Genomic DNA, 21,835 nt, shown 5'->3' on the forward strand with positions numbered 1-21,835 from the left:
AAGTTGATAACTCATCTTCATTTTTGAAAGGTTGACATTGTAAATAGTAAATAGTAAATAGAAGAGTAAAACAAAATGAAATGGACAAGTTTTAAAATTAAACAAAACAGTTATTTAGTAAAACATAAATAGAGCACACAAATAAGCATGCTCTAAGAAAAAATGTGATATAAGTGGAGTGTTGTATGAAATTCACAAATAATAATCAGATTTTTATGAGTGTATTTTTAACATTGTATGCTTTACTTGTTTTTTAGGAGCCTGTCATGTAAGAGAATGTATAGGGGATTATTTTATGAAAGTAATTGCACACCTTTACATTCTCAAGAGGATTTTTCTATCAAAAAAAGATAAACAATGGAACAAATGAAACTTGTATCTTGTCTATATATTGAAACCATAATAAAAGTGAGGGCAGTTTTATGTTTATTCAAATAAGTTTGAGGTGTGGAAATGGAACAGACGTTTATTGAAAAGTGTAATCATGATGAGCTGGACTATGTTATAAAAGACTATTGGCAAGATGTATGGAATTATTCATTTATTATTACGAAAGATCCACACTTATCAGATGATATCACGCAAGACGTATTTATAAAGGTATTTAAAAATTGGAATTCATTTCGAAAGGAGTCATCTATTAAAACGTGGATATTAAAAATCACAAGAAATACGGCAATAAACTATTTGAAATCATCTTATTTTAAAAGAATATCTTTAGTAGGTTTTTTTAGTGACGATAAGCAAACTGTGTCGGCAGAACAAGAATTTTTTAAGCAAGAAGAAATGAATGATGTGTGGAAAGTTGTATTAAAACTACCTAAAAAGCACCGTGAAATAATAATATTGGATGCAAAATATGAATTATCTTATGAAGAAATGGCTGAAACACTAGGAGTATCCATTGGAACTGTAAAATCTAGATTAAGTAGAGCAAGAAGTAAGGTTTCAAAATTAATAGGGGAGGGTAGTAGTGATGAACAATAAACAAAATCCTGACTGGTATAGAAAATTAAAAAAAGGCCCAATGGAACACCGTAAAGATGAAGAAGAATACGTTTATAAAATAAAGCAATCTATATATGAAAGTAATGAGGGAGGCTCTCTAAAACAAACAAGACGATTTCGTAAAAAAGCATTGCCAATTGTTGTGGTTTTAGCGTGTACATTTTTATTTTTTATTGTTCAACAACCTTGGCTTGATGATAATAAATCACCGGTGCAAAGTAGTACACAAATTAAGCCTAAAACAAAAGATGAGTCTGCTCAAGATCCAACATTAAAACAATTCATGAATGAGTTATATCAAAGTACAAATGTAAAAAATAAAAATGAATTGTATAAAGCGTTAAACGATGAAGTTCAATTTAAAGGGAAGAGCTATAAGAAGGATGAATTGAAGTTTGATGAAGATATTTTTCATGAGTTGCAAGTCGCACTTACAATGGGGGGAGAATTTGCAAATGATACAAAACATGTATATAAAGTACCAAGTGGATTGACAGAAAATAACCAACCAAAGCAACCTCATTTTATATATGCGACTGTTACTGGGAATAAAACGAAAATTTTAGCTGAACCAAAGCGAGAATCACAAGTTTTATATGAAGTATCTAATGAAATGGTAAAAGCTTGGATTCCAGAAAAAGTGCAGAAGGATGAATATATAAAAATATCGACAATTAACGGTAATACTGGATATGTACAAAAAGAGTATGTTTTAACTGACATTAAATACTCATTTATGTTTGAAAAGAATAATGAAGGTGAATGGAAAATAATAAATATAGATTCTATTTGGTAAAAAAGGAAGGTTCATTAAAGTGAACCTTCCTTTTGGTTTTTATTCTCTTTTTGAAGAGTATTCCAGGACTCTAAAATTTCTGATGTAACGAGAGCAGCAATGTTTTTTTCTGAATTACTACCAGGAATAACGACAGAAACGGCAATCTGTGGATCTTCGGTAGGAGCATATGCAATGAATAGAGAATGATTTATCATTCTTGCTTGCTCATTTGGAAAACCTGTAATACCTGTTTTACCAGCGACGTCAAAGGGCAACTTTTTAATCTCCTCTATATTTTGACTCATTCCACCTTGCACGACACTCCAAAAGTTCATCGGGTAACGATTTGAACTTTCTAAAATTGGTTTAAACTTTTTTGTTTCCTTACCATCTTGACCAATAATAGCACTTACGATTTGAGGTTTATATTTATCACCTTTACTTGCTAAAGTTGCTGCATATTGAGCAAGTTGAAGAGGAGTATGCACTTCATTTCCTCCCCAAGAGGCATTTAATAAAGCGGAAATTCCATTTTCAAACTTATTAGAGGGATGGAATTCATATTGTCCGTCTTCTTCAAAGGGTAAATCAATCCCGGTTTTAGAACGTAGGCCGAATTGCATTAAATAATCTGTCCATATATGTGCCACTTTTTCTATATTTCCATTATTTTGGTTGAATAAGGGCAAAGCTACTTTTGCTGTCATAAATGTGTTAGATGAATTAATGATAGCCTGCCTCGGTGTAATCTCACCTGTTGGTGTTCCAGGTGCATTCGTAATATTATTTTGATTATCATACTGAAAAGTACCCTTATCTAAGTAAGTATCTTCAGGTTGAAAAAGCTTTTCGTTTAATCCAATTAAAATAGTAAGTGGCTTTATAGTAGAAGCCATATTTACATAAGATTCACCATACTTTAATTTTTGAATTGCTTTATTTTGCGAAAGTGATTTTATGTTATCTATTTTAGTTGTTACATGTGTATGTAATATATTTGGATCAAAAACTGCTGAGTTGGCCATAGTTAAAATCGCGCCAGTTTTTGCATCGCTCACTACAGCATAACCACCTTTAGCATCAGGTGTTTTCTTAATTTGAGATTTTAATGCCTCTTCAGTTTTTTGTTGCAACTTAAAATCTAAAGCTAGCCAGACATCTTTTCCGTTTTGTACTTTTCGAATGCTCCAAAAGAACTTTTTATTATTCATTTTAAAAATAAGAGTTTTACCTGGTTTGCCTTTTAAATCATTTTCATATTGCAACTCAATCCCGCTTTTTCCAACAACCATATACTTTGAATTAAGGTCATGTTCTACATACCCAATTACCTGTGAACCAATTTCGTGTTTAGGATAATAACGTATTACTTCATCTTTAATTATTACATTTTTGGGTTTGTTTTTCTTTATGAATGCAAGTTCGTTCTCAGTGATGTCAGAGTATAACGGTATATCATTCATAGTTTGCTTTTTACAAGATTGTTGTAATTGAGATTTTATATTCTCTGTAGAAATATGATGTTGAAACTCGTTGGAAAATTGATTGAAAAAAGCTAATGTGTTTGATGTATCTTGATTCGATAAATTTTCATAATTAGAAGTGCAATAAAGAGACTTAACTTTCTTATTTGTAGCTAGTATTACACCATTTTGATCAAAAATTTTTCCTCTTTCAGCTGAAGAAGTTGCGATAGTAATTGAAATGAAGTTGATTTTAAATAAAATTAGTAAAATCAAACCTACAATAGAAAGAACCGCAAAAAATCTCCATCTTTTTGTATGTAACATATAACCCTCCCTTATGTAGCCTATTCCATATTATAGTTAATTATTTTTTTTGTAAATGTGGAACAACTTTATTATTTAGATTGTCTATTAAGTATTACAGCATGAAGAAAGGAATAATCAGTATGAAAAATTACTAGCAAGTCTATGTGTAAGTTTAATATGAGTCATATCTAATACAAGCTACAAAAATAGAGAAAACAAGAAGGGAGAGTCGTTAATTACGTAGTTAAACGAAAAGGAATGGGTGCTTACAAGGATTAAGAAAAAAATGAGACGATATTTATAACCGATTATCGGTATCTAATATATAAGGAATGCTTTTAGTATTTGTAGCAATCCCTGAAAGGATTAAATGGAGGATTTATGAAAGAACAAAAAGGAAAGCAGCAGAAGACATATATATCTATTCGATTAAATATCATGTTCCTTTGTATATTTTTACTATTCTCAGCCATTATTATGCAGCTAGGGAAAGTACAAATTGTTGAGGGAGAGGCTTATAAGAACCAAGTGGAAAGTAGTCAAAATGCAATAACGAGTATTCCAGTTCCACGTGGACAAATTTTAGATCGAGAAGGGAAAACAATCGTTAATAATAAATCTCTTCGCACAATTACGTATACAAGGGCAAAGGGGATTACGAGTGAAGATATTTTAAAAACAGCAAAAGACTTGGCGGAAGTACTTGAAATGCCCGAACAAGACATAAATAAATTAACCGATATCGATAAAAAGGATTTTTGGATGCAGTTGAATACGAAACGTGCGGAAACAATGATTACGAAAAAAGATATAGAAAAGTTTAAAGAAAAGGGAATAGAGGGAAAAGAGTTAGATAAAAAAATAGAAGATTTAAGACGAAGTCGCGTTACAGAATTAGAATTGGGTGAGTTAACAGAACAAGATTTAAAGGTGTTAGCTATTAAAAGTAAAATGAGTTCAGGTTATCAACTAACACCACAAATTATTAAAAAAGATGTAACAGATGAGGAGTATGCGCGGATAAGTGAAAATCTTGCGGATTTTCCAGGAGTAGATGCAACGGTTGATTGGGAGCGCAATTATGTAAATGGTGATTTATTTCGTTCCGTGTTAGGTAATATTACGAGTAGTGAAGAAGGTTTGCCAAAAGAAAATTTAGATTCTTATTTAGTACGCGGATATAACCGTAATGATCGTGTAGGGAAAAGTTACATTGAACAACGATATGAAGATGTGTTACATGGTACAAAAGAAGAAGTGAAAAATATTACAGATAAATCAGGAAATATTATAAACACAGAAATAATTTCTAAAGGAAAAAGTGGTAATAGTTTAACATTAACGATTGATATGGAATTACAACAGAAAGTGGAAGAAAGTTTAGAGAAAAATTTGAGAGCTTTTAAGAGTTCAGAGCCGCTATTGGACCGAGCTTTTGTTGTTATGACGAATCCGAATAACGGACAGATTTTATCTATGGCAGGCAAAAGGATTGTAGAAAAAGAAGGGAAAATGGAAATCAAGGATTTGGCATTAGGTAATATGACAACTTCGTATGAACTAGGATCAGCTGTAAAAGGTGCAACTTTATTAACTGGATATGAGACAGGGGCAATACAACCAGGAGATCAATTTTATGACGCGCCAATGAAATTTAAAGGTACACAAGCTAAGAAATCATGGAATGTATCTGGGTTTGGAAATATTAATGATTTACGAGCTCTACAAGTATCTTCGAATGTATATATGTTCCAGACAGCTTTAAAAATTGCGGGAGTTAATTACGTACCAAATGGTTCATTGGATATTAAACAAGGGGCATTTGATACGATGCGCTATTATTTCAAGCAATTTGGTTTGGGTGTCCCAACAGGTATTGATTTGCCGAATGAAATAATTGGACAAACGAGAAAAGTAGATAGTCAACCTGGTTTTTTACTAGATTTTTCTATAGGTCAGTATGATACGTATACGCCATTGCAATTAGCTCAATATATTTCAACGATTGCGAATGGTGGTTATAGAATGCAACCTCAAATTGTACAAGAAATACGAGAGCAATCAATAAAAGAAGAGGTTGGCAAAGTTATTCGCTCCATAGAGCCTGTCGTATTAAATCGGATTGATATGAAGACAGAATATATTGATCGAATAAAAGAAGGGTTTAGATGGGTATTCCAAGAAGGTGATGGAACTGGCGTGAAGTATTTCAAAAATGCTCCATATAAACCAGCAGGAAAGACAGGGACAGCCCAAACTGTGTATGGTGGAGATGATCCAATAGGTAGAAATGCAAAAGGAGAACGTATGGAATGTTACAACTTAACGTTAGTTGGATATGCTCCATATGATAATCCAGAAGTAGCGTTTTCTGTAGTAGTCCCATGGCTTCATAATGATAAAAGTGGAATTAATTCTATAATTGGAAAGGAAGTTTTAGATGTATACTTTGATTTGAAAAAGCAGCGTATGCATGATGAAGCTGCTAGTACAGATACTTCGAATCAAAATTAGTAAAATTTGTGTACTTTTCTCAGGGAAGAGCCCCTGTTTGTATAAAGGCATTTATAAGTAAAAAGATGAAATGTGAAATAAGAGATAGCAGCGGTCATAGTTGTTATCTCTTATTTTATTAATAACTGTGATACGAGCGATAAAAATTTTTAAGTTTATGGAACAAATTTGTTTCGGTGATTGTCTATTATGTGTACGTATAAAAAGGTATTAAGTATTTGAAAGGAATGATAGTTTTGAAAAACAAGAAAATGCTAAAAATAGGGATGTGTGTTGGTATATTAGGTTTAAGTATTACAAGCCTAGTAACTTTTACAGGAGGTGCATTGCAAGTTGAAGCGAAAGAAAAGACTGGACAAGTGAAACATAACCATCAGGCGACGCATAAAGAGTTCTCTAAACTTGAGAAAAAATTTGATGCTCGATTAGGTGTATATGCGATTGATACTGGTACCAATCAAACAATTTCTTATCGACCTAACGAAAGATTTGCCTTTGCATCAACTTATAAGGCTTTAGCAGCAGGAGTATTACTGCAGCAATACTCTACTGAGAAATTAAATGACGTTATTACTTACACGAAAGACGATTTAGTGGAATATTCACCTGTTACAGAGAAATATGTAGATACTGGAATGAAACTAGGAGAAATTGCGGAGGCTGCTGTTCGTTACAGTGATAATACTGCAGGGAACATTTTATTTCATCAAATAGGCGGACCGAAAGGATATGAAAAAGCGCTTAGACAGATGGGGGACCGGGTTACTATGTCTGATCGCTTTGAAACAGAGTTAAACGAGGCTATTCCAGGAGACATTCGTGACACTAGTACAGCGAAAGCAATTGCTACGAATCTTAAAGCTTTTACAGCCGGAAATGTGCTTCCAGTCCATAAGCGTAACATTCTTATAGAGTGGATGAAAGGAAATGCTACAGGAGACAAACTTATTCGTGCAGGCGTGCCAACTGACTGGGTAGTTGCAGATAAATCAGGAGCTGGCAGTTACGGGACACGAAATGATATTGCTATCGTTTGGCCACCAAATAGAGCACCCATTATCATCGCAATTTTATCGAGTAAAGATGAAAAAGGGGCTACCTATGATAATCAACTAATTAAAGAGGCGGCTGAAGTTGTAATTGATGCTATTAAATAATAATTTCTTAGTTATTTCAGTTCTTTACCATATGTTATTGGATGTATAAAATTAGAAAACGATTCTTTTTCGTATGAAAAGAATCGTTTTTGTATTTTTATTATTAAGAGGATAAAGGTAAAATAAATATATATGACGTATTCGATATGAAATTTCATGTACTGTACTATATTCAATAAAAACCAAAATGTATCATATAATTCTGTTAATATAAAATAAGTGTTTTATAAAAATAAAAGGAGAGAATATGAAGAGAAATATTAATAGAATCATATTGTTTATTGGCATATTAGTAGCTTTTATTACTTTTTTATATTTACAGAACAATTTAATAGGTATAACTGAGGTTAAAATAACCTCTAGTAAAATATCCTCCTCTTTTAAAGGGTATAAAATTCTACAAATTTCAGACTTACACAATAAACAATTTGGCAATAAGCAAGGTGTGTTAATTCAAAAAATTGAAAGCATAGACCCAGATATTATTGCGATTACGGGTGATTTAATTGACAGTAAATCATACGATGCAGAAGTTAGTATGCAATTAATACGAGAAATTGTAAAGGAGTATCCTGTATATTTTGTGACAGGAAACCATGAACAATGGTCTGGAAAGTATAACCGTTTAGAAAAAGAGTTGAAGAAATATGATGTCAATGTTTTAAGGAATGAACATGTAGGCATTCGAAAGGGTGAGCAAGAAATAAATTTGCTAGGTATTGATGATCCGGAGTTTGTAACTGGAAACCGTGATGAAGGAAATATTGTAAAAGATGCAATTTTAAAAGCGAAATTTGAAATGCCTCCAAATACATTTGATGTATTACTATCCCATAGGCCTGAATTTTTGACAGAATACGCTGATGAGCAACTAGATTTAGTATTATCGGGTCATGCTCATGGAGGGCAAGTTAGATTGCCATTTATTGGCGGGTTAGTTGCTCCAAATCAAGGGGTATTCCCTACATATACAGCTGGTTTATATGAAGAACAAAATACGTCTATGGTAGTAAGTAGAGGATTAGGTAATAGTATCATTCCGCAAAGAATTTTTAATAGGCCAGAACTTGTAGTCGTGCAGCTAAATTAAGCTGTACGATTTTTTTTATACAAAAATGAGTAAAGGGGCTTTCTGTATTTTGCAGGAGTAAACATTACAATTTTGTTAAAAATTTTCTACGTTACATAAAGTAACAAAATTTGACCCGAAGAGTTTGTTATAGTGTAAATAATCAAAAAACTTAAAAATTAGTCGAGTGAAAAATGTGATAAGTAACTCATGTGAAAAAACTTAAAGGGGTGTACACATGCATAAAGAATATGAAATTGAAGAATATACGGCGATTGAGGAACAAATACATTATTATTGTAAATGTTTATTAGTAAGTCATCCTGATCAAATAATTAAGTATTTAGAAAAAAGGTTAGAAAAATACGCAGAAACATTACAATATGCCCATTTATATCCTGATACAGTTATATTACCGTTACAGCAGTTAGTTATCGAGTATTCTTTAGATGTTGCTAGAATTAGAAAATATATGAATTTAAAAACGTAAAATAAAATATATAATTTAAATGAAACAGAGTCGGCTTTAGGAAATGAAATTCTAATGTTGACTCTGTTTCATTGTTTAATATTGTGGATTGAAAATATATACTAATCAATGAAGTTTGACATATAATTACGCAAGAGTAAAATAAAAGTGAGTACTCACTCATTTTTGAAAAGGGGGAAGAAAACGTGCAGCAACCTGCAATTATTTTACGAACCGTGTCAAAAAGTTTTGGAAAAAAAGAAGTTTTACACAATCTTTCATTACAAGTTGAAAAAGCAGAGATATTTGGTTTAGTTGGGCCTTCTGGTTCAGGGAAAACGACACTTATTAAATTGATTGCTGGTATTAATGAGCCGACTAAAGGTGAGGTGCTTGTTTACAACACGAACATGCCTAATTTAAATGAGATGAAAAGAATTGGTTATATGGCTCAGGCTGATGCATTATACGAAGAATTATCAGCATATGAAAATGCAGATTTTATGGCAACAATGTATGGATTAAAGGGAAAGCATAAAAAAGAAAGAATTGAAGAGGTTTTTGATCTTGTTCAATTATCACAACATATGAAAAAGCAAGTACAGCATTTTTCGGGAGGTATGAAGAAGCGTTTATCATTAGCGATAGCACTCATTCATGAGCCTGAAATATTAATTTTAGATGAGCCAACAGTGGGGATAGATCCACTTCTTAGAAAAACGATTTGGGAAAAATTTTATGATTTGAAAAAGAAAGGAACTACCATTATTGTAACAACACACATTATGGATGAAGCTGAGTTTTGTGAGCGTCTAGGGTTGATTAGAGAAGGAAAGCTAGTTGCGACTGGAGAGCCTGAAGAATTGAAAAAGCTGGTATCATCAGGACGGATTGAAGATGTCTTTTTGTTGGAAGAGGTGGCCCTATCATGAGAGTTACTGGTGTAATTATTCGTATTATTCGCCAATTTTTTCGAGATAAGCGTTCGTTAGCCATGATGTTTGGAGCACCTATGTTATTACTTTGGTTATTATCGCTAGTGTTTACACAAAAAGACTATGTACCGCATATCGCAGTTGTTGATATGCCGGTTCAGGTAGTAAAAGTGATGAAAAATCAGGAAGCGTCAATTTATGAATATAGTAAAGAAAAGGCAATGTCTGAGCTAGAAAATCAAAAGGTAGATGCAGTAATTCGTTTAGAAAATGGAAAAATGAATATTGTATTAGAAGGTAGTGATTCGTCAAAAAATCGTGCTGTACTTCAAATATTACAAAAAAGTACAGAGAAGAACGATGTATCGATAATGAAACCTGAAGTGAATTATTTACATGGCTCTAAAGACTTTACAATGTTTGATGGGCTTGGCCCTGTATTGATCGGTTTCTTTACATTTTTCTTTGTATTTATTTTATCAGGGGTGTCTTTCGTAAGAGAACGTTTAAGCGGTACGTTAGAAAGGTTATTATCGACTCCAATTAAAAGATGGGAAATAGTTGTAGGATATATTATTGGTTTTGGAATCTTTGCATTTATACAATCCATTATAATCGTAAGTTTTTCAGTTTATATTTTAGATTTGTATGTAGCTGGCTCTATATGGCTAACCCTACTTATTACATGTATGCTTTCTTTAACGGCACTAACTTTAGGGACGTTTTTATCAGCATACGCAAATAATGAATTTCAAATGATTCAGTTTATACCGCTTGTCATTGTGCCGCAAATATTCTTTTCTGGTTTGTTTCCAATTGAATCGATGAATAAGTGGCTCCAAATGTTAGGGAAATTATTTCCGCTCACATACGGCGCTGACGCAATGAGACAAGTGATGATTCGAAATCAAGGATTTACAGAGATTGCATTAGATTTAACTGTTTTACTATTTTTCTCAGTATTATTTGCAGTAGGGAATGTGTTTGCATTAAAGAAACATCGAAAAATATAATGATGATACAAAGGGGCATTATAGATGACGAAGGACTGGCTGGAAGAATTAATTGCCGCAACAAATACAGACAAACGAAATGAACGTCAAATGCGTATATTAGAGGCGGCTGTTGATATGTTTGGAGAAAAAGGCTATGCTTCAACTTCAACAAGTGAAATTGCAAAACGGGCTGGTGTAGCGGAAGGAACAATCTTCCGCTACTATAAAACGAAAAAAGATTTATTGCTAGCAGTTGTCATGCCGACATTAACGAAGTTTGCTGCACCATTTTTCGTGCAAGCATTCGCAAAGGAAATATTTGAATCGGAGTATGAATCATATGAAGGGCTTCTAAGAGTTGTTATTCATAATAGGTTTGAATTTGCAAAAAAGCATTTTCCAATGATAAAAATATTAATTCAAGAAGTGCCATTTCAGCCGGAACTGAAAAATGAAATACAGCAGTTAGTTGAAACAGAATTACTTTCACATTTTAAAAAGTTGATTGAAAAGTTTCAAGAAAAAGGGGAAATTATTAAAATGCCCCCAGTTACTGTTTTACGACTTACTTTATCAGCTGTATTAGGTTTATTATTAACACGATTTTTATTATTGCCAGAAGAAAAATGGAATGATGAAGCGGAAATTGAAAATACGATTCAATTCATATTGTACGGATTAACGCCACGAATTTAATCGCAGGCAAAAATGTGTGGCAGTGTGAAGTACATATTTTCCATTAAAAAAATAATAAATCGCCTTTAAAAAGGCGATTTATATCCATTATATATTTTTGATAAATAAGTACTGGTTTACTAAAAATGTTCTAAATTAACGTGTTTCTTTGTCTCTTCTTCTAAGGCCTAATAATCCTGCTAGTCCTAATAAACCGAGCCAAGCCCAATTATTATTTCTATCACGATTATCATTTAAATCATTTGTTGTATTTACATTTCGAGTTCTTACATCATTATTAACTCTGTCTAAGTTATTGTCATTAACTCGAGTTGAAATATCAGTGTTATTAACTCTATTCATATTAGTTCCATCGTATTCAGCTTGTGCAGATGTACCTAAAAACATAATAGATAGTGCTAAAACACTTAAAATAGATGATAAATTTTTCTTCATAACGCTCCCTCCTTTCTTACATATTAATTTCTCCAGAGCATGTGTGTATTATTCGTTTCACAGTTTCTAAACCGTCATTATAAAGGACACATTTATAGAAAATAGAGTTGAATGATTGCTAATATATTATTGGCTATATATGTATCATAAAATTAAATGAATCAAACTTTGCTTAAAATGTTAATCTTAGTACAATTTATATTATACGGACTAGCATTAAGGAGGTAATGAAATGCGACAATTTGCAAAACCTACAATCGTTGTAAGTAAATGTTTAGAGTTTGATGCTTGTCGTTATAATGGAGAGATGATTCCGGATGTAACAATACGAAATTTGCAGCCATTTGTTACATTTATACCTGTTTGTCCAGAAGTCGAGATTGGATTGGGGACTCCTCGTGAAACGATACGCATTGTAGAAGAAAAAGGGGTTAATAAACTTATGCAACCGTCTACAAGAGAAGACCTCACTGGAAAAATGGAGCAATTTTCAAATAAATTTTTACAAACGATATCAGATGTGGATGGTTTTATTTTAAAAAATCGTTCACCAAGTTGTGGTACGCGTGATGTGAAAATTTATTCTGGTTTTGAAAAAGCACCAGCAAAAGGAAAGGGACCTGGTTTATTTGGCGGAGCAGTAATAAAAAATTTTTCGCATCTTCCAATTGAAGAAGAAGGTAGATTGTCGAATTTTATTATTAGAGAACATTTCCTTACAAGGTTATTTACAATCGCATATTACAAGATGATGAAACGGAATAAAAATATGAAAGACCTCGTATCGTTTCAGTCGGATAATAAATATTTATTTATGGCATATAATCAGGTAAAACAAAAGGAATTAGGGCGTATTATTGCAAATCACAAAAATGAAAAGATTGAAGTTGTATTTGAAAATTATGAGAAGACTTTATATGAATTATTTATGCGCACACCCCGCTATACATCGAATGTAAATGTATGTGAGCATATTTTTGGATACTTTAAAACAAAGCTGAAAAAACAAGAAAAAGATCATTTTTTAGATTTGATACAAAAATATAAAGAAAAGAAAATTCCGCTTAGTAGCTTACTTGCAATTTTAAAATCATGGGCTCTTCGATTTGATGAAAAGTATTTATTAAGACAAACATATTTCGAACCATATCCTGAAGCTTTAGTAGAGATTTCAGATTCAGGTAAAGGTAGAGATTATTAAACAAAAAATTACATAATTCGACAATAAAACTCCTATGTTGTTGTAGAACAATGTAGGAATTTTTTTGTGCATTAGTACAGAATCTGTTTTAAAATTAAATTATGACAGAATTATAACAATTATCTAACTAATGTTCTTGTCTTTTCATTCGTAATGTTTGTAGTAGAAACTCGCACGCTGTCGAAACTCAATATTCGATAAGGGGTGTGTAGCGGAATGGAATTTACTCTAACTCGCGAAAAACAAATGATTAAAGAAATGGTACGTGACTTTGCTGAAAAGGAAATCGCACCGAAAGCTGTATATTATGACAAAACTGCAGAATTTCCATATGAAACATTTCAAAAAATGGGCGAACTAGGATTATTAGGTATCCCATTCCCAGAAGAGTATGGAGGTTCAGGTGGCGATACTGTATCGTACGCGTTAGCAGTTGAAGAAATTGGTCGTGCTTGTGGTGGAACAGGATTAAGTTACGCTGCAACAATTTCATTAGGTGCTTCTCCAATTTATTATTTCGGTACAGAAGAACAAAAACAGAAATATTTAGTTCCAATGGCATCAGGCAAAACGTTAGGTGCTTTCGGACTAACTGAGCCGAATGCTGGATCTGATGCAGGCGGTACACAAACGAAAGCTATATTAGATGGAGACGAGTATGTTATTAGTGGTGAGAAGTGTTGGATTACAAATGCAGAGTATGCAAACACAATTATTGTAACCGCTGTCAACGGTGTTGAAGAGAATGGTAGAAAACGTATTTCTGCATTTATCGTACCGACTACTAGTGAAGGGTTAACGATTTCAAGCCCTTACGATAAGATGGGCGTACGTGCTTCTAATACATGTGAAATCGTACTTGATGGTGTACGTGTACCGAAAGAAAATATACTTGGTGATGTAAATAAAGGGTTTAAACAATTCTTATATACACTTGATGGAGGACGTATTTCAATCGCAGCATTAGCTGTTGGTATTGCGCAATCTGCATTTGAACGTGCACTGCAATATGCGAAAGAACGTCAACAATTTGGAAAGTCAATTTCTAATTTCCAAGCGATTCAATTTAAATTAGCTGATATGGCGACTGAAGTAGAGCTAGCGCGTAATTTAGTACATAAAGCAGCTTGGTTAAAAGATAACGATAAACCTTTCGGTAAAGAAGCGGCTATGGCAAAGCTTTTCGCATCTGAGGCTGCTAGTCGTATTGCCAATCAAGCGGTACAAATTCACGGTGGATACGGCTATATGCGTGAATATGAAGTAGAACGACATATTCGTGATGCAAAACTATTAGAAATTGGTGAAGGAACTTCTGAAATTCAACGTCTTGTAATTGCTAGACATTTAGGATGTAGATAAAAAGGAGGAATCACTATGTTTCAAAAAATATTAATTGCTAATCGCGGGGAAATCGCAGTTCGTATTATGAAAACTTGTCAAAAACTTGGCATTCGCACTGTTGCTATTTATTCTGAGGCAGATGAAAATGCCTTGCATGTAAAAATGGCAAATGAAGCTTACTTAGTAGGTGGGCCGCGTGTCCAAGAAAGCTATTTAAACCTTGAAAAAATTATTGAAATAGCTAAGAAGACAAATGCTGAAGCAATCCATCCGGGGTATGGATTATTATCTGAGAATCCATCTTTTCCGGTTCGTTGTAAAGAAGAAGGAATCGTATTTATCGGTCCATCAGAAGAAATCATTACGAAGATGGGAAGTAAAATCGAATCACGTATTGCGATGCAAGCTGCAGATGTCCCAGTAGTTCCAGGTATTACTACAAATATTGAAACTGCTGAAGAAGCAATTGAAATTGCTAAACAAATTGGTTACCCATTAATGTTGAAGGCATCCGCAGGCGGCGGAGGCATTGGAATGCAGTTGATGGAAACTGAGCAAACGCTCACCAAAGCATTTGAAAGCAACAAAACAAGAGCACAAAACTTCTTCGGTAACGGAGAAATGTATTTAGAGCGCTATATTGCAGATGCACATCATATTGAAATTCAGCTTTTAGCAGATACACATGGTAACACAGTGTATTTATGGGAGCGTGAATGTTCAGTACAGCGCCGAAATCAGAAAGTAATTGAAGAAGCACCTTCACCATTTTTAGATGAAGGTACACGAAAAGCGATGGGTGAAGTTGCTGTACAAGCTGCTAAAGCACTTGGTTATACAAATGCAGGTACAGTTGAGTTTCTTGTAGATGATCAAAAAAACTTCTATTTCTTAGAGATGAATACGAGATTACAAGTAGAGCATCCAGTTACAGAAGAAATTACTGGTTTAGATCTTGTAGAACAACAACTTCTAATTGCATATGGTGAAAAATTATCGTTTACACAAGATGATGTAAAACGTAGTGGTCATGCCATCGAGGCACGTATTTATGCAGAAGATCCGAAAACTTTCTTCCCATCACCTGGGAAAATTACAGATTTAACGCTTCCAACAAATGTACGTATTGATCACTTTTTGGAGAATCAAGTAACGATTACACCTTTCTATGATCCAATGATTGCGAAAGTCATTGCTCATGGTGAAACGCGTGAAGAAGCAATTTCCAAATTACACGATGCATTAGAAGAATTAAAAGTAGAAGGTATTAAAACGAACACGCCAATGCTACTTCAAGTATTAGAGGACGAAGTGTTTAAAGAGGGCATTTATACAACAAGTTTTGTAACGAAACAACTTGTTAAAAAATAAGATTTAACAATACTAAGGGGGAAAAAATGATGACGAAAGTATATGCATCGATGGCAGGAAACGTTTGGAAGATTGTTGTAGGAGTAGGGGATACAGTAGAGGAAGAACAGGATGTCGTCATTTTGGAATCTATGAAAATGGAAATTCCAATCGTTTCAGAGGAAGCTGGCACAGTTATGAAAATTAATGTGCAAGAAGGCGATTTTGTAAATGAAGGAGATGTATTACTAGAAATTGAATAGGGAGATATAGGGGGAAGCGAATTGAAACTACCTAATTTTGCTGTCATTAAAGAAGTCGGGCCACGTGATGGCTTACAAAATGAAAAAAAGATTGTTGGCACAAAAGATAAAGTAAAATGGATTCAACTACTTACAGAGGCTGGATTATCGTACGTTGAAGTTTCCTCATTCGTTCACCCTAAATGGGTCCCTGCATTAGCAGATGCAAATGATGTGTTTTCTGAGTTGAAAAGGGATCCAAATGTTACATATGCAGCGCTTGTTCCAAATCAAAATGGTTTGGAGCGAGCTTTTTTGCAAAATGTAGATGAGGTGAATGTTTTTTTATCAGCAAGTGAATCTCATAATAAAAGCAATATTAATAAATCAATTCAAGAAGCATTAGTTGTAATTGAAGATATAACAAAACAGGCATTATTCGAAGGGAAAAAAGTAAGAGGCTATGTTTCTACTGTATTTGGATGTCCTTATGAAGGCGATATAAGCGTCATAGCAGTTGACGAATTATGTGATCAACTATTTTCATACGGCATTTATGAAGTGTCTCTTGGTGACACAATAGGAGTAGCGAATCCGTTACAAGTAGAGCGAGTATTAGAGCATTTATTAAAGAAATATGATGCTTCGCAGTTTGCAATGCACTTCCATAATACGTACGGAATGGCTCTTGCGAATGTAGTAAAGTCTTTAGAATATGGTATTACAACATTTGATAGTTCTTGTGGTGGTCTTGGCGGCTGTCCATATGCACCCGGAGCATCGGGTAATGTTGCAACTGATGACTTAGTTCATATGCTCCATAAGTTAGGGGTCCAAACGAATATTGATGAAGAGAAGTTATTGAGAGCGAGTCAATTTATTCAAAGTAAATTAAATATCCAATTACCGAGTCATGTGTATAGAGCGCTTCAACATAAAACGATAAGTAGGTGAGAAGATGCTACAATTACAAAATATTTCAGTTGATTATGTAACACCGCACGTTGTAAAGATTTCATTAAATCGTGAAAGACAAGCAAACTCATTATCTTTAGCGTTATTAGAAGAGTTACAAAACATATTAACTCAAATAAATGAAGAGGCAAATACTCGTGTAGTTATTCTAACAGGTGCTGGTGAAAAAGCGTTTTGTGCTGGTGCTGATTTAAAAGAACGCGCTGGTATGAATGAAGAACAAGTTCGCCATGCTGTTAGTATGATTCGTACTACTATGGAAATGGTTGAACAATTACCACAGCCAGTTATTGCTGCTATAAATGGCATCGCACTTGGTGGTGGTACGGAATTAAGTTTAGCTTGTGATTTTAGAATTGCGGCTGAATCTGCAAGTCTTGGTCTTACTGAAACTACACTTGCAATTATACCAGGAGCGGGTGGTACGCAGCGATTGCCAAGATTAATTGGTGTTGGTAGAGCGAAAGAATTAATTTATACAGGAAGACGTATTTCAGCAAAAGAAGCGAAAGAATATGGTCTAGTAGAATTTGTTGTACCAGCTCATTTACTTGAAGAAAAAGCAATTGAAATAGCAGAGAAAATTGCTAGTAATGGCCCTATTGCTGTTCGATTAGCGAAAGAAGCAATTTCAAACGGTATTCAAGTTGATTTACATACCGGATTACAAATGGAAAAACAAGCGTATGAAGGTGTAATCCATACGAAAGATAGATTAGAAGGATTACAGGCATTCAAGGAAAAACGCACACCAATGTATAAGGGGGAGTAAATATGTTAGATCAAAAACAACAATCGAATACATTTGAAGAACGAGTTGAAACGATTAAACAAGGCGGCGCACCAAAATATCATGAACAAAACAAAGCGAAAGGTAAACTATTCGTTCGAGATCGCTTAGCTCTTTTATTTGATAATGGTGAATATGTAGAAGATGCATTATTTGCAAATTGTGAACAAACAGGATTACCTGCTGATGGTGTTATAACGGCAACGGGTAAAATACATGGTCGTACAGCATGCGTAATGGCGAATGATTCAACAGTAAAGGCTGGATCATGGGGTGCACGTACAGTCGAAAAGATTTTACGTATTCAAGAAACGGCAGAAAAATTACGTGTTCCGTTATTTTATTTAGTTGACTCTGCTGGAGCACGTATTACTGATCAAGTTGAAATGTTCCCAGGGCGCCGCGGTGCAGGAAGAATCTTCTATAATCAAGTGAAATTATCAGGTAAAGTTCCTCAAGTATGCTTGTTATTTGGACCTTCTGCAGCTGGTGGTGCTTATATTCCAGCCTTTTGTGACGTTGTAATGATGGTTGAGGGAAATGCATCTATGTATTTAGGATCTCCTCGTATGGCTGAGATGGTTATCGGTGAGAAGGTAACGTTAGAAGAGATGGGCGGAGCTCGTATGCATTGCTCTGTATCAGGATGCGGAGATGTTTTATGTAAGACAGAAGAAGATGCAATTACACAAGCAAGACAATACATTTCATATTTTCCAAACAACTACTTAGAAAAGACTCCATTAGTTACACCTCAAGAACCGAAACAATTCGATAAAACGTTAGAAGAAATCATTCCAGAAAATCAAAATGCTCCTTTCAATATGAAAGATCTTATTAATAGAGTTATTGATGAAGGTTCTTTCTATGAAGTGAAAAAATTATTTGCTCAAGAACTCATTACAGGTTTAGCACGTATTGATGGTAAGCCAGTTGGTATTATTGCAAATCAACCGCGTATGAAAGGCGGCGTATTATTCCACGATTCAGCTGATAAAGCAGCGAAATTTATTAATTTATGCGATGCATATCATATTCCGTTACTATTCCTTGCAGATGTACCTGGATTTATGATTGGTACAAAAGTAGAACGTGCTGGTATTATTCGTCACGGTGCAAAAATGATTTCCGCAATGAGTGAAGCAACTGTACCGAAAATTTCTATCGTTGTTCGTAAAGCATATGGTGCTGGTTTATATGCGATGGCAGGTCCAGCTTTTGAACCAGATTGCTGCCTAGCATTACCAACAGCTTCTATTGCGGTAATGGGTCCAGAAGCCGCGGTCAATGCTGTATATGCAAATAAGATTGCAGCTTTACCTGAAGAAGAGCGTGATAGCTTCATTGCTGAAAAACGCGAAGAGTATAAGAAAGATATTGATATTTACCATTTAGCATCAGAGATGGTCATTGATGGTATTGTTCATCCGAACAATTTAAGAGAAGAGTTAAAAGGACGATTCGAAATGTATATGAGTAAATATCAAGTGTTTACGGATCGTAAACATCCTGTTTATCCAGTTTAAAAGCCCTATTTAGGGCTTTCTTGCTCAAAAAGTCAAGGAGGGGAAAACATTGAAACAAGCAGTTTGGTTTCCAACAGAAGAGTATAAAGAAAAAACGCGTTTATATGGTTGGATGAAATCATTGGGCTATGAAGATTATGAAACGTTTTATAATAAGTCAATCGAAGAAACAGCTTGGTTTTGGGGAGAAGCTGAGAAAGCAGTTGGCTATCAATGGATGAAACCTTATACAGAAGTGCTAGATTTAGAAAATGGTACGCCATTTGCACAGTGGTATAATGGCGGAACATGTAATGTTGTAGAATCGGTTTTATCACGCTGGCTTGCAGATGATGAAACGAGGACACAACCAGCACTTCAGTATGAAGGGGAAAATGGAACTTCAAAATCATTTACATATGAGGAGCTTGATAGCTGGGTAAGTCGCGTTGCAAACGGTTTGAAACATGCGGGTATTGAAAAAGGTGATCGTGTCACAATTTATATGCCGATGATTCCAGAAACCGTTGTTGCGATGCTAGCGGTTATGAAGATCGGAGCAATTATTTCACCAATATTCTCAGGATTTGCATCTGATGCAGTCATGACACGTGTACAAGCGGCAGGGTCTAAAATGATTATTACTGCAGATGGTTTTTCACGCCGAGGTAAAATTGTTTCATTAAAAGATGAAGTAGATAAAGCTTGTGAGCATTGTCCAACTGTTGAAAAAGTTGTTATCGTGCGTCATGCAGGAAATGATTTTACACCGCATAATTATGATTTCTCATGGAGTACGTTAGAAAAAGAAAAACCATTTGTACATGCTGAAGAAATGCATAGTGATGATCCATTAATGCTCATTTATACATCAGGTACTACTGGAAAACCGAAAGGGACAGTACACACTCATGCTGGATTTCCTTTAAAAGCAGCTTTTGATGCGGGATTTGGAATGAATATCAAACAAGGTGACCGCGTATTATGGGTAACTGATATGGGATGGATGATGGGACCATTTTTATTATTTGGCTCTCTCATTAATGGAGCAACGATGGTTATGTATGAAGGTGTTCCGGACTTCCCAGAAGCAGATCGTTTATGGGAGACAGTTGATAAATATGAAATTACACATCTCGGTATATCACCAACATTAATTCGTGCGTTAATGGCAAAAGGTGATAAGTATGTAAATAAACATTCACTCAAGAGTTTAGAAGTATTTGCTTCAACAGGTGAGCCTTGGAATCCAGATCCTTGGATGTGGCTATTTGAAACAGTTGGAAAAAGTAATGTACCAATTTGTAACTATTCAGGCGGGACTGAAATTTCTGGTGGGATTTTCGGGAACGTCCTTATTAAACCAATTGCACCGATTAGCTTTAACGCTTCTTTACCAGGAATGGCAGCGGTTGTGCTCGATGATCAAGGCAATCCGATTCGTGATGAAGTTGGAGAATTATGTTTAGAGAAACCTTGGGTTGGTATGACGAAAAGTTTCTGGGAAGACGATGAGCGTTATGTGAACACATATTGGTCACGTTTTGAAAATAAATGGGTTCATGGTGACTGGGTTGTTTACGATGGTGAGCAATATATTATTACAGGACGCTCGGATGATACGTTAAACATTGCTGGGAAACGTATTGGACCTGCTGAATATGAATCAATTCTTGTAAAGCATAATGATGTCATAGAAGCTGCCGCGATTGGTGTACCAGATGATGTAAAAGGTGAAGTTTGTCATTGTTTTGTAGTATTAAGAGATAATGTAACATTTACTGAAGAATTAAAGAAAGAATTAATGAGTTTAGTAAACTCTCATATTGGAAAAGCATTATGTCCAAAAGATATTCACGTTGTAGAAGATTTACCGAAAACACGTAATTCTAAAGTAATGCGACGCGTCATTAAAGCCGCTTATTTAGGAAAAGAATTAGGCGATTTATCATCACTTGTAAATCCTGAGGTAGTTCCGTTTATTCAGGGATTGCAGTCTAGTAAATTATAAAATTAAAGCATGTATAAGGTGAACTGACCTCTAATTGTTAGAGGTCAGTTTTTATATATACAGGATAATTTAGTACATGTGTTTGTTTTTTCCTTTCTATGTTTTTGCCTCGTACACTTTAAAGTTAGTGGACATACTATATTAATAGAAATGATTAGGGGGTGAGATTTTGGGTTCTCGATTTAATAATTGTAAAAAGAAGTGTACATGTAAACAGGATGATTGTTGGGATGTTTTCGAAGAGTGTAAAAAAGAACAAAATGAAAAATGTGATGACTCTTGTGTACAAGGAATTAGAGACGAGCTTAAGAAATTAATTAATCGTACAGTACAAATTAACACAGAGGGACGTACTTATGTAGGTACTGTTTCATCTGTAAGTTGTGACGTCGTTAAGCTTGCTGCTATTCCTGGTTCAGTTGGGGTAATTATCTCAATTTGCAAAATTGAAGCAATTTTCCCGCCTGTTACAACAGTTACTGCTGAGTTTGATTTTAACGGTGTGGATATAGCAAATAAAGCATAATTAAATAGTCTACTAAAAAAGCCATTCTTGTGAATGGCTTTTTTAGTAGACTACAGAATATCT

Annotated in this window: 20 protein-coding genes; 18 read left to right on the forward strand and 2 right to left on the reverse strand. The window is 34.3% G+C overall.

The window, feature by feature from the left end:
* Window positions 1-453: 453 nt before the first annotated feature.
* On the forward strand, window positions 454-987 hold the full coding sequence (locus tag PDK19_RS22105; protein ID WP_000438333.1) for an RNA polymerase sigma factor: 534 nt from the start codon (window positions 454-456) through the stop codon (window positions 985-987).
* A complete protein-coding gene (locus PDK19_RS22110) occupies window positions 977-1,804 on the forward strand; it encodes a hypothetical protein (RefSeq protein WP_049112181.1) in 828 nt (275 codons plus the stop codon). The genes PDK19_RS22105 and PDK19_RS22110 overlap by 11 nt, the downstream gene beginning before the upstream one ends.
* 14 nt (window positions 1,805-1,818) lie before the next feature.
* On the opposite strand, the gene PDK19_RS22115 is transcribed toward PDK19_RS22110, so the two are convergent.
* Window positions 1,819-3,576 (reverse strand): peptidoglycan D,D-transpeptidase FtsI family protein, encoded by a 1,758-nt coding sequence (locus PDK19_RS22115; protein ID WP_000903338.1) that lies wholly within the window; start codon window positions 3,574-3,576, stop codon window positions 1,819-1,821.
* 363 nt (window positions 3,577-3,939) lie between these two features.
* On the opposite strand from PDK19_RS22115, the gene PDK19_RS22120 reads away from it, so the two are divergent.
* From PDK19_RS22120 to PDK19_RS22150, 7 genes are all read left to right on the forward strand, one after another.
* A complete protein-coding gene (locus tag PDK19_RS22120; protein ID WP_242296226.1) occupies window positions 3,940-6,072 on the forward strand; it encodes a peptidoglycan D,D-transpeptidase FtsI family protein in 2,133 nt (710 codons plus the stop codon).
* A gap of 227 nt (window positions 6,073-6,299) precedes the next feature.
* Window positions 6,300-7,229 (forward strand): class A beta-lactamase Bla1, encoded by a 930-nt coding sequence (gene bla / locus PDK19_RS22125; RefSeq protein ID WP_049112183.1) that lies wholly within the window; start codon window positions 6,300-6,302, stop codon window positions 7,227-7,229.
* 247 nt (window positions 7,230-7,476) lie between these two features.
* Window positions 7,477-8,319, forward strand: a complete 843-nt coding sequence (locus tag PDK19_RS22130; protein ID WP_049112177.1) for a metallophosphoesterase — start codon at window positions 7,477-7,479, stop codon at window positions 8,317-8,319.
* Between the two features lie 217 nt (window positions 8,320-8,536).
* Window positions 8,537-8,788 (forward strand): hypothetical protein, encoded by a 252-nt coding sequence (locus PDK19_RS22135; RefSeq protein ID WP_000548621.1) that lies wholly within the window; start codon window positions 8,537-8,539, stop codon window positions 8,786-8,788.
* 185 nt (window positions 8,789-8,973) lie between these two features.
* A complete protein-coding gene (locus PDK19_RS22140) occupies window positions 8,974-9,699 on the forward strand; it encodes an ABC transporter ATP-binding protein (RefSeq protein WP_001186989.1) in 726 nt (241 codons plus the stop codon).
* A complete protein-coding gene (locus tag PDK19_RS22145; RefSeq protein WP_001266750.1) occupies window positions 9,696-10,715 on the forward strand; it encodes an ABC transporter permease in 1,020 nt (339 codons plus the stop codon). Before PDK19_RS22140 ends, PDK19_RS22145 begins: the two co-directional genes overlap by 4 nt.
* Window positions 10,716-10,739: 24 nt before the next feature.
* Window positions 10,740-11,393, forward strand: coding sequence for a TetR/AcrR family transcriptional regulator (locus PDK19_RS22150; RefSeq protein ID WP_000159206.1), 654 nt, complete (start codon window positions 10,740-10,742; stop codon window positions 11,391-11,393).
* A 135-nt stretch (window positions 11,394-11,528) separates the two neighbouring features.
* On the opposite strand, the gene PDK19_RS22155 is transcribed toward PDK19_RS22150, so the two are convergent.
* Window positions 11,529-11,828 (reverse strand): WGxxGxxG family protein, encoded by a 300-nt coding sequence (locus tag PDK19_RS22155; protein ID WP_000739916.1) that lies wholly within the window; start codon window positions 11,826-11,828, stop codon window positions 11,529-11,531.
* 232 nt (window positions 11,829-12,060) lie between these two features.
* On the opposite strand from PDK19_RS22155, the gene PDK19_RS22160 reads away from it, so the two are divergent.
* From PDK19_RS22160 to PDK19_RS22200, 9 genes are all read left to right on the forward strand, one after another.
* Complete coding sequence (locus PDK19_RS22160; RefSeq protein ID WP_001248629.1) at window positions 12,061-13,029, forward strand: YbgA family protein; 969 nt, start codon at window positions 12,061-12,063, stop codon at window positions 13,027-13,029.
* A 216-nt stretch (window positions 13,030-13,245) separates the two neighbouring features.
* Window positions 13,246-14,391: an acyl-CoA dehydrogenase gene (locus tag PDK19_RS22165; protein WP_000397274.1), complete on the forward strand. Its 1,146-nt coding sequence runs from the start codon at window positions 13,246-13,248 to the stop codon at window positions 14,389-14,391.
* Window positions 14,392-14,406: 15 nt separating this feature from the next.
* Window positions 14,407-15,744 (forward strand): acetyl-CoA carboxylase biotin carboxylase subunit, encoded by a 1,338-nt coding sequence (locus PDK19_RS22170; protein ID WP_000486747.1) that lies wholly within the window; start codon window positions 14,407-14,409, stop codon window positions 15,742-15,744.
* Between the two features lie 26 nt (window positions 15,745-15,770).
* Window positions 15,771-15,986, forward strand: coding sequence for an acetyl-CoA carboxylase biotin carboxyl carrier protein subunit (locus PDK19_RS22175; RefSeq protein WP_001985297.1), 216 nt, complete (start codon window positions 15,771-15,773; stop codon window positions 15,984-15,986).
* A 21-nt stretch (window positions 15,987-16,007) separates the two neighbouring features.
* Complete coding sequence (mvaB, locus tag PDK19_RS22180) at window positions 16,008-16,919, forward strand: hydroxymethylglutaryl-CoA lyase (protein ID WP_000775445.1); 912 nt, start codon at window positions 16,008-16,010, stop codon at window positions 16,917-16,919.
* Window positions 16,920-16,923: 4 nt separating this feature from the next.
* The gene (locus PDK19_RS22185) at window positions 16,924-17,712 is read left to right on the forward strand and encodes an enoyl-CoA hydratase (RefSeq protein WP_000939803.1); all 789 of its coding nucleotides are present in this window, start codon (window positions 16,924-16,926) and stop codon (window positions 17,710-17,712) included.
* 2 nt (window positions 17,713-17,714) lie between these two features.
* A complete protein-coding gene (locus tag PDK19_RS22190; protein ID WP_000886752.1) occupies window positions 17,715-19,256 on the forward strand; it encodes an acyl-CoA carboxylase subunit beta in 1,542 nt (513 codons plus the stop codon).
* A 49-nt stretch (window positions 19,257-19,305) separates the two neighbouring features.
* Window positions 19,306-21,246 carry an AMP-binding protein gene (locus PDK19_RS22195; protein ID WP_000806485.1) on the forward strand — a complete coding sequence of 647 codons (1,941 nt, stop codon included), beginning with the start codon at window positions 19,306-19,308 and terminating at the stop codon, window positions 21,244-21,246.
* A 169-nt stretch (window positions 21,247-21,415) separates the two neighbouring features.
* Window positions 21,416-21,772, forward strand: coding sequence for a hypothetical protein (locus PDK19_RS22200; RefSeq protein ID WP_041184526.1), 357 nt, complete (start codon window positions 21,416-21,418; stop codon window positions 21,770-21,772).
* Window positions 21,773-21,835 lie beyond the last annotated feature (63 nt).

The organism is Bacillus cereus group sp. BcHK124 (genome assembly GCF_027712065.1).
GTDB classification, from domain to species: domain Bacteria; phylum Bacillota; class Bacilli; order Bacillales; family Bacillaceae_G; genus Bacillus_A; species Bacillus_A pacificus.

Excerpts from the sequence above, each read along its gene's own strand:
- PDK19_RS22105 (WP_000438333.1), top strand. The coding sequence starts at position 454 with ATGGAACAGACGTTTATTGAAAAGTGTAATCATGATGAGCTGGACTAT.
- PDK19_RS22110 (WP_049112181.1), top strand. The coding sequence starts at position 977 with ATGAACAATAAACAAAATCCTGACTGGTATAGAAAATTAAAAAAAGGC.
- PDK19_RS22115 (WP_000903338.1), bottom strand. The coding sequence starts at position 3,576 with ATGTTACATACAAAAAGATGGAGATTTTTTGCGGTTCTTTCTATTGTA.
- PDK19_RS22120 (WP_242296226.1), top strand. The coding sequence starts at position 3,940 with ATGAAAGAACAAAAAGGAAAGCAGCAGAAGACATATATATCTATTCGA.
- bla (WP_049112183.1), top strand. The coding sequence starts at position 6,300 with ATGATAGTTTTGAAAAACAAGAAAATGCTAAAAATAGGGATGTGTGTT.
- PDK19_RS22130 (WP_049112177.1), top strand. The coding sequence starts at position 7,477 with ATGAAGAGAAATATTAATAGAATCATATTGTTTATTGGCATATTAGTA.
- PDK19_RS22135 (WP_000548621.1), top strand. The coding sequence starts at position 8,537 with ATGCATAAAGAATATGAAATTGAAGAATATACGGCGATTGAGGAACAA.
- PDK19_RS22145 (WP_001266750.1), top strand. The coding sequence starts at position 9,696 with ATGAGAGTTACTGGTGTAATTATTCGTATTATTCGCCAATTTTTTCGA.
- PDK19_RS22150 (WP_000159206.1), top strand. The coding sequence starts at position 10,740 with ATGACGAAGGACTGGCTGGAAGAATTAATTGCCGCAACAAATACAGAC.
- PDK19_RS22155 (WP_000739916.1), bottom strand. The coding sequence starts at position 11,828 with ATGAAGAAAAATTTATCATCTATTTTAAGTGTTTTAGCACTATCTATT.
- PDK19_RS22160 (WP_001248629.1), top strand. The coding sequence starts at position 12,061 with ATGCGACAATTTGCAAAACCTACAATCGTTGTAAGTAAATGTTTAGAG.
- PDK19_RS22165 (WP_000397274.1), top strand. The coding sequence starts at position 13,246 with ATGGAATTTACTCTAACTCGCGAAAAACAAATGATTAAAGAAATGGTA.
- PDK19_RS22170 (WP_000486747.1), top strand. The coding sequence starts at position 14,407 with ATGTTTCAAAAAATATTAATTGCTAATCGCGGGGAAATCGCAGTTCGT.
- PDK19_RS22175 (WP_001985297.1), top strand. The coding sequence starts at position 15,771 with ATGATGACGAAAGTATATGCATCGATGGCAGGAAACGTTTGGAAGATT.
- PDK19_RS22185 (WP_000939803.1), top strand. The coding sequence starts at position 16,924 with ATGCTACAATTACAAAATATTTCAGTTGATTATGTAACACCGCACGTT.
- PDK19_RS22190 (WP_000886752.1), top strand. The coding sequence starts at position 17,715 with ATGTTAGATCAAAAACAACAATCGAATACATTTGAAGAACGAGTTGAA.